Raw genomic sequence first — 13,019 nt, 5'->3', positions numbered from 1 at the left:
GTTCGTCTGCTTCTTGGCACAGCCTATGCTTTAAGCCTGTAAACACACTGTGATTGGCAGGCAAAGACATGGCAATTTCCTTTAATGACGCACTGGGTATTCACGAGCCGGCACTCAAGCTGCGCTCGCGCCGTGCTGAGGTGTTGGCCAATAACCTGGCGAATTCCGACACCCCCGGTTTTAAGGCGCGGGATATGGATTTCAGCTCAGTGATGGCGTCGCAATCAGCCAGCCAGACAGGCGTCGGCCTAAACAAAACCTCCAGCCGTCATCTCAATGCCTATGCGGCCTCGGGGATGGACCAGAGTCTTAAATACCGCACGCCGCAGCAGCCATCTCTCGATGGCAATACCGTGGAAGATCAGATCGAACACGCCGAATTCATGAAAAATGCTCTGGATTTCCAGGCGAGTTTCATGATGTTGAACAGTAAATTCAAGGGCTTGAGCAAAGCCCTTACCGGTCAGTAGGAGAAGCGGATATGGCACTGAATACGATTTTTGATGTGGCCGGTTCCGGCATGAACGCGCAGAGTCTGCGCCTCAATACCACTGCCAGCAACCTGGCCAATGCCCAGTCCGCCAGTTCGAGCGCCGGCGATGTCTACCGCTCACGCCAGCCGGTTTTTGCCGCTGTTGCCCGCGATGCGATGAATGGCTCGGGCTTCTCAGCCATTGACGGCGCCGATCGACGCGCTAGTGCCGGCGTTCAGGTTCTGGGTGTGGTGGAAAGCGATGCACCCTATGAGCAGCGCTATGAGCCGGATCACCCTCTGGCCAATGAAGAGGGTTATGTGTTCTACCCCAACGTGAATGTGGTGGAGGAAATGACCAACATGATTTCCGCCTCCCGTTCTTTTCAAGTCAATGTAGAAGTGATGAACGCCGCCAAGCAAATGGCGCAGCGCGTTCTGACGCTCGGACAGTGAGGCCAAAGGCATGACCACCCAAGTCAGCAATGATGGCAACGCCGCTGCCAATATTCTCAGCAACTTTAGCATCTCGAACAAAGAGCCTGAAAAAAAGAGCAATGAGCTGGGTCAGTCCGCGTTTTTGGAGTTGATGATCACTCAGATGAACAACCAGGATCCGCTCAATCCCCAAGAGAACACCGACTTCATTGCGCAGTTGGCGCAGTTCAGTTCGGTGGAAGGGCTCGAGCGTTTGAACAGTCAGTTTGAGTCCTTCAGTGGCAGCTTTATGTCAAACCAGGCTTTGCAGGCATCAAGCCTGGTGGGCCGTTCTGTGTCGGTGCCGACGGACACCACGATGTTGACGCCCGGCGGTATTGTGGCCGGCTCGGTCCAGCTGGAGCAGACCACCAGCAAAATGAGCGTGAGTATTTACGATGATGCCGGTTCTCTGGTGGGTTCTGTACCACTTGGTCTGCAAGAGGAGGGCGAAGTGGTGTTTCGTTGGGATGGCCAGTTTATGGAGGTTAACGGCGAGCTACTGGACTGGAGCGCAGGTGAGGAACCCCTGCCGCCGGGCGAGTACCGCTTTGAAGTCAACGCTCTGATTGATGGCCAGTCAGAGCAGCTCGATACCTCGCTCAGTGCCAACGTTAACAGCGTGACCCTGGGCAATAACGGCGAGATTATTCTCAATCTTGCCGGTGTGGGTGCCGTGAACATCGGCGACATTACGCAGTTTAATTGAGTTAACAACATACAACAGGCTGCCGGCGGCACGCCCTGATGAGGAGAAGCGCACAATGCCTTTTAACACAGCCCTGAGCGGCATTCGGGCCGCTAACGCCGATCTTAAGGTGACCGGTAACAACATCGCCAACGCCAGTACCACTGGCTTCAAAGCCTCCCGTGCGGAATTTGGTGATGTGTACGCCAGCTCCCTGTTGGGGGGCGGTTCGAATACGCCCGGTAGTGGTGTGAATCTGCAAATGATTCGCCAGCAGTTCAACCAGGGTAACCTCAACTTTACCGACAACCAGCTGGATCTGGCGGTAAACGGTTCGGGCTTTTTTGTGATCAGCAACGAGGGGGATCAGTTGTATACGCGCGCCGGAGCCTTTGGCCTGGACAGCGATGGTTACATTGTCTCTAACACCGGAGGCAACCTGCAGGGCTATGCGGCAGACGCCAATGGCAATGTCAGCGGTATCATCAGTGATCTGCAAGTTGACGTCAGCACCCAGGCCCCGCGCCAAACAACCGGAGTTGACTTGTCGGTCAACCTTGATGCAACCGAGTCTGTGCTAGAGTCCGTGGGTACGAGTTTCGCGACCGATGGTGCGGCTGTAGGCGTTGCTCAGGTAGGTCAGAGCGATTCCACTACCACGACGGTCAATTTGGGCGCGGTGGCGGTGCCGGTGGATTTTGCCACTAACCCGACTACCTTTGATTTGACCCTGACAGGCTCGCTACCGGCGTCGGGTAACGGCACCATTACGGTGACCCTGGATTCTTCAACCGCCAACTCTCTGCAGGATGTGGCGAACCTGATCAACAGCGCCATTTTCGGCAGTGCAACGCCCATCAATGTGCAGGCTATCGCCAATGGCGGGAACCTCGAGCTGCGTGACATTAACGAAGGTGTGTCGAGTGACATCACCATCGCCAACGTCACCGGGGCAAACGCCTTGTCTACCGCACTTGGTGGTGCGCCGGCGGCCGTTGCCGGTATTCCTGCCGTGGACAACGGCTATGTCCCGCAAACCCTCGAAATTGAAGGGCCCAATGGCGGCATTGTGACTTTCACCTCCGATGCCGGCTCCTCCGCCGCGCAAATCGCCTCTGAGCTCAATTCTCTGGCCGGGGTAACGGCCAGCGCCACCACCGAGGCCAGCATTCAGGCCGGTACATTTGACAATACCAACGGCAACCTGACGCTGAACGGCGTGTTGTTGAGCTCCACCACTTTGGCTGGGCTCGAGGCGGAAATCAACGCGCTCTCCACCTCGACCCTACCGGGCATTACCGCCGATGTGAATGTTGCCGGCGATTTGGTGATCAGCTCGGCCGTGGGTACCGATCTCAGCTTTGGGTTTGACGGCGACGTCAACCCCACGGCGGGGGTCATTGATGTGATTGGCCGCAGCGGCACCGGTGTGCAAAACCTGTCGAGCACCACAGACGGCTTGGTGGTTGGCGGCGAAGTCTCCATTGTGATGGAAGAGGGTTTCTCTGTGGCCAGCAGCACGCCGGCGGTGGGGAACTTGTTTGCACCCCTGACCGCCACCAGTTTCACCGATGTGCCGATCAACCAATTTGATCCCAATGATCAGGCCACTTACAACCACGGCAACTCCACCACGATTTACGACAGTCTGGGCAATCCGCATATTATGACCCAGTACTTCGTCAAGCAGCCTTTTGACCCGATGGATCCGTCTACATCACCCAATCACTGGTTGATGTATGTACAGATAGACGGTCAGAACGTGGGCGACCCAGATCCGACCTTGCCCTCGCCACAAAACACCGAGGCGACTATGGCATCCTATAACGTGCACTTTAACGAAGACGGTACTCTGAATGAGTCCCTCACGGACAGCATGTTGATCTCCAACTGGGTGCCGCGCGACGCTAATGGTGACCAAATCGGCGCTCTGGGCCCACAGAATGTGCTGCAAGGCGGGGTGATCCCTGTGCCTGAGCCACCTTCGAGTTCAAACTTTGCCATCTCTCTGGAAGGCACTACCCAGTACGGCGAAGAGTTCGGTGTGGAGGCTCAGGATCAGAACGGCTACACCACGGGCCGACTGGCAGGACTCGATGTCAGTGACAGCGGCATTATCTTCGCTCGCTTTACCAACGGCGAAGCGCAGATTCTCGGTCAGGTTGCCCTTGCCAACTTCAACAACGTCGAAGCACTCAAGCCCGTTGGCGATACCATGTGGGCTCAGACGGCCGATACCGGCGAGGCTGTGATTGGCACACCTGGTTCGGCGTCTCTTGGCAGCATTAACTCCGGCGCTTTGGAAGAGTCGAATGTGGATTTGTCGGCGCAATTGGTGAACCTGATCATTGCCCAGCGCAATTTCCAGGCGAGCGCCAAGACCATTGAAACGGCCAACCAGACCACTCAGACCATTATTAACCTGCGTTAACTTTCTCGCACCTGAATACCTAGGGTGCCTTGCCGGCGGCAAACAGCGGAAGCCTCTTGCCGCCGGCGTTTTGTCTTTTCTCTCCTCGCGTCTTTCCCGCTCTAACAGATTCGGTTTTAGTGGGGTAACTCACTGAAAAATATAGTCAAATTATTTTTCTTTGTTGTTTTTCTCCGTTTGGCATAGCCCTTGCTGAATACGTTACCAGAGGGGTTATTCCAGCCAAAGTGACAAAAAAACAGCGGAGTCAGAGATGGACAAGGCACTGTACATTGCCATGACCGGGGCCAAACACAACATGAAGGCCCAGGCCAATCACGCCAACAACATGGCCAACGTCAACACCACGGGCTTTCGCGCTGACTTTGCTCAGGCGCGCTCCATGGCGGTGTACTACGGCGACGGCCACCCGACCCGCGCTTACGCACTGACAGAGTCTCCTGCAACGGATTTTAAACAAGGTGTGATCAATCAAACAGGGCGCGATCTGGATGTAGCGATTAATGGCAGCGGTTTTATTGCCGTTCAGGGACGGGACGGCACCGAAGCCTACACCCGCGCGGGTGATTTGCAGTTGGATGCCAACGGTATTCTGCGCACCGGTAACGGCTTGCCCGTATACGGTAATAACGGCCCCATCGCTTTGCCACCCATTGAAAAAGTCACCATCGGTAGCGACGGCACCATTTCGATAGTGGCCCAGGGGCAGGGACCAGAAACTCTGGTGGAAGTGGACAGAATCAAACTGGTGAACCCGGATCCGGCCGAGATGGAAAAGTCGGCTGACGGTTTGTTTCGGCACGCCGTGCAGCCAGTCTTGCCGGCCGATGCTGGGGTGCAGGTCACCACAGGGGCTCTTGAAGGCAGCAATGTCAACGTAGTGGAGGCCTTTACCGATATTCTCAGCTTGTCCCGCCAATACGAAATGCAGGTCAAGTTGATGAAAACCGTTCAACAGAATTCAGAGAGCTCAGCGCGCTTGCTGCAGATGTCTTGACGCGGCCAGATAACACGAGGGTAATACCATGCACGCAGCCTTGTATGTCAGTAAAACCGGCCTGACGGCGCAGGATAAACAACTGACCACCATCTCCAACAACCTGGCCAACGTCGGCACCGTGGGTTTCAAGCGTGACAGAGTCACCTTTGAAGACTTGCTGTATCAAACACAGCGCCAGCCAGGTGCTCAAGCCACCCAGGACAACGAACTGCCCTCCGGGTTGCAGTTGGGTACAGGGGTGCGTGTTGTGGGCACGCAAAAACAGTTTACCGAAGGCAATCTGCAAGTGACCGATCAGGCACTGGATGTCGCCATCAATGGGCGCGGATTTTTGCAGGTGTTGAGACCTGACGGCACCATTGCCTACACGCGCAATGGTCAATTGCAGATTAATGGCGAGGGCCAGCTCGTCAACGCTGACGGTTACCTGCTCGAACCGGCTATCAATGTGCCTGAAGGCACGAGCAAAATCACCATCAGTACCGATGGCGTCGTGAGTGCCTTTATTGAAGGGGAAGTTCAGCCGCAACAGCTCGGCGACATTCTGTTGGCTGACTTTGTTAACCCGGCCGGCCTGCAGGCTGTGGGTGGAAACCTGTTTCTCGAAAGCGTCGCTAGCGGCAACCCGCTGATTGGTGCACCGGCGGAAAACGGCATGGGCAGTATTCAGCAGGGCATGTTGGAAAGCTCTAACGTCGAAATCGTGCAGGAGATGGTGGATATGATCACTACCCAGCGCGCTTACGAACTCAATTCAAAAGTGGTGTCGACAGCCGATCAAATGCTGCAGTACATCACGCAAACACTGTAACGTAGGGGGCTGAGATGATGACCAACGCCAAACCTGCACTTGCCTTGATTTTTGCAGTGCTGATCAGCGGTTGTGCTACCGGGCCAAAGCCTCAGCCGGGTGACCCCTATTACGCACCCACCGTCTCTTCCAGCGCGCAGGAGCCAATGACCACTAATGGTTCGCTCTACCAGCCTACCCGCGGTATGAGCCTGTTCACAGACACCAAGGCGCGCAACATCGGTGACATTATTACGATTGTGTTGAGCGAGCGCACGGTGTCGAGCAAAAGCTCAGGCGTCAATGTGACCAAGGACAGCTCCACCAGTCTGCCGGCGGGCACGCTCTTCGGTATGTCCCCAACGCTCAATGGCTCCCCCTTTGATACCAATGTGAGTCAGAGCCGGGATTTTGAAGGCGACGCCGGTGCAGATCAAAGCAACAGCTTGACGGGCAGTATTGCGGTTACCGTGGCCGATGTATTGCCCAACGGTAACTTGATTGTACGCGGTGAAAAGTGGATGACACTAAACCGAGGTGATGAGTTTATTCGGGTCAGCGGTATTTTGCGTCCTGAGGATATCTCCCCGCAAAACACTGTGTCTTCGACTCGTCTGGCCAACGCACAGATTTCCTACAGCGGTACCGGGGAATTGGCCAGTTCGCAGAACATGGGCTGGCTGTCGAAGTTCTTTAACAGCGCATACTGGCCCTTCTAGGAGACACAACTGTGAAAACTTTTTTAATGGCCCTAACGCTTCTGGTGTTCTGCGCCGAGGTCAGTGCGGAGAGAATCAAAGATATCGCTTCGGTAGCGGGTGTGCGAAGCAACCAGTTGATTGGCTACGGCTTGGTTGTGGGGCTCGACGGTACTGGGGATCAGACCACCCAGAGCCCGTTTACCACCCAATCATTTAATAACATGCTGAAACAGTTTGGCATCACCGTGCCTGAGGGCACGCGTATGCAGATGAAAAACGTTGCCGCGGTGATGATCCAGGCGGATCTGCCGGCTTTTTCCAAGCCGGGTCAGAAGCTGGATGTGACTGTGTCATCCATCAGTAACGCCAAGAGCTTGCGCGGAGGCAGCTTGTTGATGTCTGAGCTTAAGGGGCTGGACGGAAAAACCTATGCCGTTGCCCAGGGCAGCCTGGTGGTCGGCGGCTTCGGGGTTGAGGGCGGCGATGGCTCCAATATTACCGTGAATGTACCCAGTGTCGGCCGGATACCCGGTGGTGCATTTGTTGAGCGCGTGGTGCCCAACAGTTTTGCCAATGGTCAGCCGATTGTTTTCAATCTGCATCAGGCCGATTTCACCACAGCCAATCGGTTGGCAACTGCCATCAATGACATGCTCGGTCCCGATGTGGCTCGTCCTATGGATGCGGTTTCCGTGCGCGTCAATGCGCCAGTGGACCCGGCGCAGCGGGTGGACTTTTTGGCGCTTTTGGAAAACATTGAAGTCAAGCCCGGCGAAGAGCCTGCGAGGGTGGTCATCAACTCCCGCACCGGCACCATTGTGGTTGGCCAGCATGTTCGCGTCTCTCCTGTTGCCATTACCCATGGCAGCCTCACGGTCTCGATTTCAGAAGACTTCGATGTGAGCCAGCCTGCACCGTTCTCTCAGGGGCAAACTGTAGTGACACCCGACAGCAATATTGAAGTGGATGAGGAAATCAATCCCATGTTCAAGTTCGCTCCGGGTGCCACCTTGGAAGACATTGTAAAAAGCGTCAACAATGTGGGTGCCTCTCCCGCCGACTTAATGGCTATTTTGGAAGCACTAAAACAATCCGGTGCCTTGAAAGCGGATTTAATGGTGATTTGATGAAAACCATCAGCAGTGCACTGATCAATCAAACCGCGACCGACACCTACCTGAACAGTGCGGGTCTGGACGCGGTGCGGAAAATGGGCCGCGACCAAGACCCCCAGGCCATTCAGCAAATGGCCAAGCAGTTTGAATCTCTGTTTGTACAGCAGATGTTCAAGAGCATGCGCGCCGCCGGTGAGGCTTTTTCCGAGGACAACTTTCTCAACTCCTCAGAGAGCCAGTTTTATCAGCAGATGCTGGATCAGCAGCTGTCGCTTGAGCTGACAAAGGGCAGGGGCCTGGGTCTCGCCGATGTGCTCTATCAACAGATGATGCAGAGCTACGGCGATCAATTGCCGAAACGCGAGGCAAACGAGCCCAAGAGCGTGGTGCCTGAGGGTGACATCAGCGCCGCTGGCACGTCTGGTGAGCTAAGTGGGCCGGGTGATAATCCCCTGTTTGATTCACCGCGCTCGTTTATTGACACTATCAAGCCCTATGCGAACTGGGCGGCCGGCGTGCTGGGTGTAAAGCCAGAGGCATTGATGGCTCAGGCCGCGCTTGAAACCGGCTGGGGTAAGCACGTGTTGCGCGCCGACGACGGCGGAAGCAGTCTCAATCTGTTTAACATTAAAACCGGCGGCGGTTGGTCGGGTGAAAGCGTCTCGGCGCGCACACTTGAGTACACCGAAGGTATGGCCACTGATGAGCCGGCGAGTTTTCGCCGCTATGCCTCTTTGTTTGAAAGTTTCTCTGACTACGTAGAGCTTTTGCGCAAGCCACGCTATCGGGAGGCGCTTGCCGCCGGCACCGATGCCCCAGCGTTTTTGCAAAAGCTGCAGGAGGCTGGTTACGCCACCGACCCGCAGTATGCCGAAAAAATTCAGTCCATTCTTGAGCGCACAGACTTCGGCGAGGCCGCCGCACAAGTGTCGGCTGCATCGCTTTCCGGGAGTAACGGCTGATGTCCATTCTATCCAATGCGATTTCGGGGCTACAGGCCAGCCAAAATGCGCTGCGCACCGCTGGTCACAACATCTCCAATGCCAACACCGCCGGCTTTAGTCGCCAGCAGGTGGAGTACGCTACGCGGCCCGAACAGCGCCTGGGCAACGCCGGCTTCCTGGGCAGTGGCGTCACCACAACATCTATTGAAAGGGTAGTGGATCAGTTTGTCACAGCGCAGCTGCGTCTGGACACGGCCGCATACAACCAGCTGGCAACCTACAATCTCAATATTGGCAAAGTCGATAAGCTGCTGGCCGATGTCAATACGGGCCTTGCCAGCGGGCTGCAGAGTTTTTTTGCATCGGTTCAGAATGCCGCAGACGAGCCCTCGTCGACGCCAGCGCGTCAGCTGGTTGTCGACGAGAGCGAGAGCCTGAGCATTCGCTTTAACAATCTCTACGATCGCCTCAAGTCTATTGAGGGAAGTATCAACAGTGAGTTGAAAACCGTTACCGACCAGATTACATCGCTGGCCAATTCGGTGGCAGATCTCAACCAGCAAATCAGCGAGCAGGGTGGCGGAGCCAATGGTAACCAGCCCAACGACTTGCTCGACAAACGTGATGAAGCACTTAGGCAGTTGTCGGAATTGGTGGCTGTGCGAGTGGTGGATTCAGGCTCCGGCCAGGTCAATGTGTTTATCGGCAGTGGCCAGTCACTGGTGGTGGGTACCACTGTCAGCCGCTTTCAGGTAAGCCGCAATGGCGATATTCAAATTTCCAATGGCGTTCAGCGAGCCAATGTCACCGAGCAAATCAACGGTGGCAAACTGGGCGGGCTTTTGAGTTTTCGCGACGACATTCTCTATCCGTCGATGAATGAGCTTGGGCGTGTGGCCATAGCGGTGGCCGACGAATTTAATCGTTTGCAGCGAGAGGGCCTGGACCTGGACGGTGATTATGGTCAGGACATTTTTGGTGATATCAATAGCCCGACATTGACGGGCAATCGCGTCCAGCACGGCGATAACCCGCCGCCGTCGGATAGGGTGTTGTCTGTTAGTATTGATGACATCAGCGAGCTGACCACCAGCGACTATACGCTGAAAATTCCAGCGGGTAGCAACAACTATGTGGTGACGCGGGTCAATGACGACACTGTGGTCACTCAGGGTATTTTGCCGGGTGCGCTGCCGGCTGATATCAGCTTTGATGGCGTCACTGTGACCCTCGAGTCCGGCTCTTTTCAGGGGGGCGATAGCTTTACCATCAAGCCCACAGCAACCGGTGCGCGCGATATCGAGTCGTTGATCAGCAGGCCGGAAGACTTGGCCCTGGCCTCACCGATTCGCACGGCGACGGACATCGGTAATACCGGCAACGGTGTGATCAGCGCCGGTGAGGTATTGCAGCTGCTGGATGCCGCTGGCAGTCCACTGCCCGCGTTTGCCGAGCCGGGCGAGCTGAGCCCGCCCGTGGTTATTCGCTTTACTACCAGCACTACTTACGAGATATTGGATAACACAGATCCGGCCAACCCCCAGCCTTTTGATCCGCCCTTGTCGAACCTTGAATTTACCCCGGGTATCGAAAACGCCATATTTACGGATGACCCTGGGGAGACCATTGTCGTGGGCGATGGCGCTCGCACCGGTTTGCCAGCCGGGCGTGTGGCGGCTGCGCTCAGTGCCTCCGATCCGGCTCAGGCCAACGGATATCCTGTGGAGCAGTACACCTTTACCCGGGTTGATCCACAAACCGGCTCCAGCACCACTCAGGCCCTTGTCACCAGCCCCAATGCCTCAGCCGCGCAAACCGCCGCGTTGATCAGCTCCGTGCCCGGTGTGTCTGCTAACGCCTATACCACCGCCAGCGTGTCGGATATGAATATCGACAGTTTCACCGCGCCCTTGCAAATCACGCTGAACGGTGAAGACTTGCTCGGTTACAGCGCTGGTAGCCTGAGCAGTAATGTGCCAGACCCGAACGAGAGTGAGTCGGAGTTCTACCAGTACCTCGCGGGCCAGATCAACGCCAATGATGCGCTGACGGATCAGGGGATCACGGCGGTCGCTGGTGCCAACCCGGCAACCGGGCGGCCCGAACTGCGGCTGGTGTCTGACACTGGCGCCAATCTGGACTTGCGTCTGGAGGCCGGCAGCGGCGCCGATTCTCTGTCGGTCAGTGACGGCACCGGCAATCCGAGCGTCGTGCTGACCGGCGCCGGTGCCGGTAACCAAAGCGCCGTCACCGTCGGCGGGCGTATCGATGTCACCATGGCCGATGGCGTCAGTCTGGCTACTGCGCCTACCGATAGTCAGCTGTTGGGCGACAGCGCCGCCGCTGATTTTGCCCGTTCTACCTATACGGGTTATCAGGTCACCATTAAAGGTCAGCCGCAAGCAGGCGATATATTCACTGTTGGCTTCAACAATGACGCCAGCAACGATAACCGCAACGCCCTGCGCTTTGCCGAGCTCGAAACCGCTGGTGTGGTTCAGGGGGATTCCCTGAGCTTCGCCGAAGCCTATGGCCGGCTGGTGGAAGAGGTGGGCACCAAGAGTAGCCTTTCTCGCATCAATACCGATGCGAGTAAGACGCTGTTGGAGCAGAGCCAGTCCCTGCGTGACAGTATTTCAGGCGTCAACCTGGATGAAGAGGCGGCCAACTTGATTAAATTTGAACAGGTCTACAATGCCAACGCCCGGGTCATCAGCGTGGCCCGCGATCTGTTCGACACACTGCTAAACTCAGTGTAGTGACCCCGGGGTAAGACTCATGCGCGTATCGACATCGCAGATTTTTAATATCGCTAATATCGGCATGGCCAACGCCCAGAGTGCGGTGACCAAAACCCAAGAGCAAATTGCTACCGGCAAGCGGGTGCTGTCACCGGCCGATGACCCTATTGCCGCGACGCAGATTTTGCAGCTCACCCAGGAGCTGGCGCGCACTGAGCAATTTACCAAAAACATCGATGTGGCGGAGAACAATCTCAACCTCGAAGAGGTGGCACTAAAAAGCATTACCAACCTAGTGCAGAGGATGCAGGAGCTCGCCGTTAGCGCGGGTAATACCGGTGTGCTCACACCCAGTGACTACAAAGCCCTGGTGGCGGAAACCGAGAGCCGAATCGAAGAGTTACTGAACTTGCAAAACACCCGCAACTCGGCGGGGCAGTACATTTTTGCCGGCTATCAAGGCAACACCCGGCCCTTTGCTGCCGATGGCGGGGGTAACTATAACTATTTGGGCGATGAGGGCCAGTTACGTCTACAGGCCTCTGACAGCGTTTCCGTAGCGGTATCCGACTCGGGCAAGAAGCTGTTTGTCGATATCCCCAGTAGCCACAATACCTTTTACACCGAAGCCAGTGCTGACAATCAGGCCGATCCAGCGGCGAGAATCAGTGTGGGCCAAGTGTTCAACCAAGAGGCGTTTGACGAACTCTTTCCCGACGATCTGGTGATTCGCTTTAACAATCCGGGAGACCGCAATCCCCCGGAATCCAACTTCACTGTCTATGAGCGTTCATCGGGCCGTGTGTTGCTCGCTAACGAGCGGTTCGTAGAGGGAGGCGCCATTGAAGTCGCCGGTGCGCGCTTCAATATTACCGGAACACCCTATCCTGGGCAGCCAAGCACGCCGGCCACTCTGGGTTTTACTTTTGGTGGGCCGGTGGACTTTTCGGCGGCGGTATCTGAGGTAACCGTTAAGGTGGGCGATCGCAGTGAAACCCTGGTGCTGGATCGCAATGTGACCAGCGCCGCCGACCTCGCCGCAGCGCTCAGTGCCAACAATGATACGGTTGTCGGCAGTGGCGCGGTCGATAACGCCCAAAAACTCGCGTCGCTCGGTATTGACGTCGATGCGACCGGTTTTACGGTTGCCGGCGGCTGGAATATTACCATCGGCTCGGGCGATGCCAACACGAATACGGTGATGGGCCTCGACACCACCGGAGCAGGCACTACCTCGACCGATGGTGTGGTGGGCGAGGCGGGGGACAGCTTTACCGTCAACAGCACCAATAAACAGGGCTTGCTGACTACCTTGTCGCGCTTTAGCCAGGCCATGCAGAATGTCGAGGATACCCCGGCCAGCAAGGCCGAGCTGGCCGAGATTGTCGCCAAAACACTGACCAATCTGGACAACACCGTCACCAACTTATCTGCCGTGCAAGGCGAGGTGGGTGCGCGGCTCAATACGCTGGAAAGTGCTAAAGATCTCAACGCGGATAACAAGCTCTATACCGAAGAGGTGCTGTCCGATTTGCGCGATCTGGACTACGCCGAGGCCGCCACGCGCTTGGAAATGGAGACCTTTGTATTGACGGCGGCTCAACAGAGTTTCGTCAAGGTCAGCAACCTCTCGCTGTTCAACTTCCTGTAACTTCGCGCG

The 13,019-nt window shown here is 56.2% G+C and carries 11 protein-coding genes; all 11 read left to right on the top strand.

Going from position 1 to position 13,019, the window contains the following annotated elements:
* Window positions 1-68: 68 nt before the first annotated feature.
* A complete protein-coding gene (gene flgB, locus QWI16_RS10580; RefSeq protein WP_302712968.1) occupies window positions 69-470 on the top strand; it encodes a flagellar basal body rod protein FlgB in 402 nt (133 codons plus the stop codon).
* An 11-nt stretch (window positions 471-481) separates the two neighbouring features.
* Entirely contained in the window at window positions 482-928 is a 447-nt protein-coding gene (gene flgC / locus QWI16_RS10575) for a flagellar basal body rod protein FlgC (RefSeq protein WP_302712967.1), read from the top strand.
* A gap of 10 nt (window positions 929-938) precedes the next feature.
* Window positions 939-1,658, top strand: a complete 720-nt coding sequence (locus QWI16_RS10570; protein ID WP_302712966.1) for a flagellar hook assembly protein FlgD — start codon at window positions 939-941, stop codon at window positions 1,656-1,658.
* A gap of 55 nt (window positions 1,659-1,713) precedes the next feature.
* Window positions 1,714-4,068 carry a flagellar hook-basal body complex protein gene (locus QWI16_RS10565; RefSeq protein ID WP_302712965.1) on the top strand — a complete coding sequence of 785 codons (2,355 nt, stop codon included), beginning with the start codon at window positions 1,714-1,716 and terminating at the stop codon, window positions 4,066-4,068.
* A 253-nt stretch (window positions 4,069-4,321) separates the two neighbouring features.
* A complete protein-coding gene (flgF, locus tag QWI16_RS10560; RefSeq protein WP_302712963.1) occupies window positions 4,322-5,065 on the top strand; it encodes a flagellar basal-body rod protein FlgF in 744 nt (247 codons plus the stop codon).
* A gap of 28 nt (window positions 5,066-5,093) precedes the next feature.
* The gene (gene flgG, locus QWI16_RS10555; protein WP_302712962.1) at window positions 5,094-5,879 is read left to right on the top strand and encodes a flagellar basal-body rod protein FlgG; all 786 of its coding nucleotides are present in this window, start codon (window positions 5,094-5,096) and stop codon (window positions 5,877-5,879) included.
* A 14-nt stretch (window positions 5,880-5,893) separates the two neighbouring features.
* Window positions 5,894-6,577 (top strand): flagellar basal body L-ring protein FlgH, encoded by a 684-nt coding sequence (gene flgH / locus QWI16_RS10550; RefSeq protein WP_302712961.1) that lies wholly within the window; start codon window positions 5,894-5,896, stop codon window positions 6,575-6,577.
* Window positions 6,578-6,603: 26 nt separating this feature from the next.
* Complete coding sequence (locus tag QWI16_RS10545; protein ID WP_302713177.1) at window positions 6,604-7,686, top strand: flagellar basal body P-ring protein FlgI; 1,083 nt, start codon at window positions 6,604-6,606, stop codon at window positions 7,684-7,686.
* Window positions 7,686-8,636 (top strand): flagellar assembly peptidoglycan hydrolase FlgJ, encoded by a 951-nt coding sequence (gene flgJ / locus QWI16_RS10540; protein ID WP_302712960.1) that lies wholly within the window; start codon window positions 7,686-7,688, stop codon window positions 8,634-8,636. Before QWI16_RS10545 ends, flgJ begins: the two co-directional genes overlap by 1 nt.
* On the top strand, window positions 8,636-11,377 hold the full coding sequence (gene flgK / locus QWI16_RS10535; RefSeq protein ID WP_302712959.1) for a flagellar hook-associated protein FlgK: 2,742 nt from the start codon (window positions 8,636-8,638) through the stop codon (window positions 11,375-11,377). The genes flgJ and flgK overlap by 1 nt, the downstream gene beginning before the upstream one ends.
* A 19-nt stretch (window positions 11,378-11,396) precedes the next feature.
* Window positions 11,397-13,010 (top strand): flagellar hook-associated protein FlgL, encoded by a 1,614-nt coding sequence (flgL, locus tag QWI16_RS10530; RefSeq protein ID WP_302712958.1) that lies wholly within the window; start codon window positions 11,397-11,399, stop codon window positions 13,008-13,010.
* The last annotated feature ends 9 nt before the right edge of the window (window positions 13,011-13,019 follow it).

The organism is Gilvimarinus algae, assembly GCF_030518215.1.
GTDB classification, from domain to species: Bacteria; Pseudomonadota; Gammaproteobacteria; order Pseudomonadales; family Cellvibrionaceae; genus Gilvimarinus; species Gilvimarinus algae.
Note: the sequence above shows the minus strand (reverse complement) of the source record. Positions and strands in the feature narration are given on the sequence as shown.

Coding starts and splice junctions, on each gene's coding strand:
- flgB (WP_302712968.1), top strand. CDS start 69: ATGGCAATTTCCTTTAATGACGCACTGGGTATTCACGAGCCGGCACTC.
- flgC (WP_302712967.1), top strand. CDS start 482: ATGGCACTGAATACGATTTTTGATGTGGCCGGTTCCGGCATGAACGCG.
- QWI16_RS10570 (WP_302712966.1), top strand. CDS start 939: ATGACCACCCAAGTCAGCAATGATGGCAACGCCGCTGCCAATATTCTC.
- QWI16_RS10565 (WP_302712965.1), top strand. CDS start 1,714: ATGCCTTTTAACACAGCCCTGAGCGGCATTCGGGCCGCTAACGCCGAT.
- flgF (WP_302712963.1), top strand. CDS start 4,322: ATGGACAAGGCACTGTACATTGCCATGACCGGGGCCAAACACAACATG.
- flgG (WP_302712962.1), top strand. CDS start 5,094: ATGCACGCAGCCTTGTATGTCAGTAAAACCGGCCTGACGGCGCAGGAT.
- flgH (WP_302712961.1), top strand. CDS start 5,894: ATGATGACCAACGCCAAACCTGCACTTGCCTTGATTTTTGCAGTGCTG.
- QWI16_RS10545 (WP_302713177.1), top strand. CDS start 6,604: ATGGCCCTAACGCTTCTGGTGTTCTGCGCCGAGGTCAGTGCGGAGAGA.
- flgJ (WP_302712960.1), top strand. CDS start 7,686: ATGAAAACCATCAGCAGTGCACTGATCAATCAAACCGCGACCGACACC.
- flgK (WP_302712959.1), top strand. CDS start 8,636: ATGTCCATTCTATCCAATGCGATTTCGGGGCTACAGGCCAGCCAAAAT.
- flgL (WP_302712958.1), top strand. CDS start 11,397: ATGCGCGTATCGACATCGCAGATTTTTAATATCGCTAATATCGGCATG.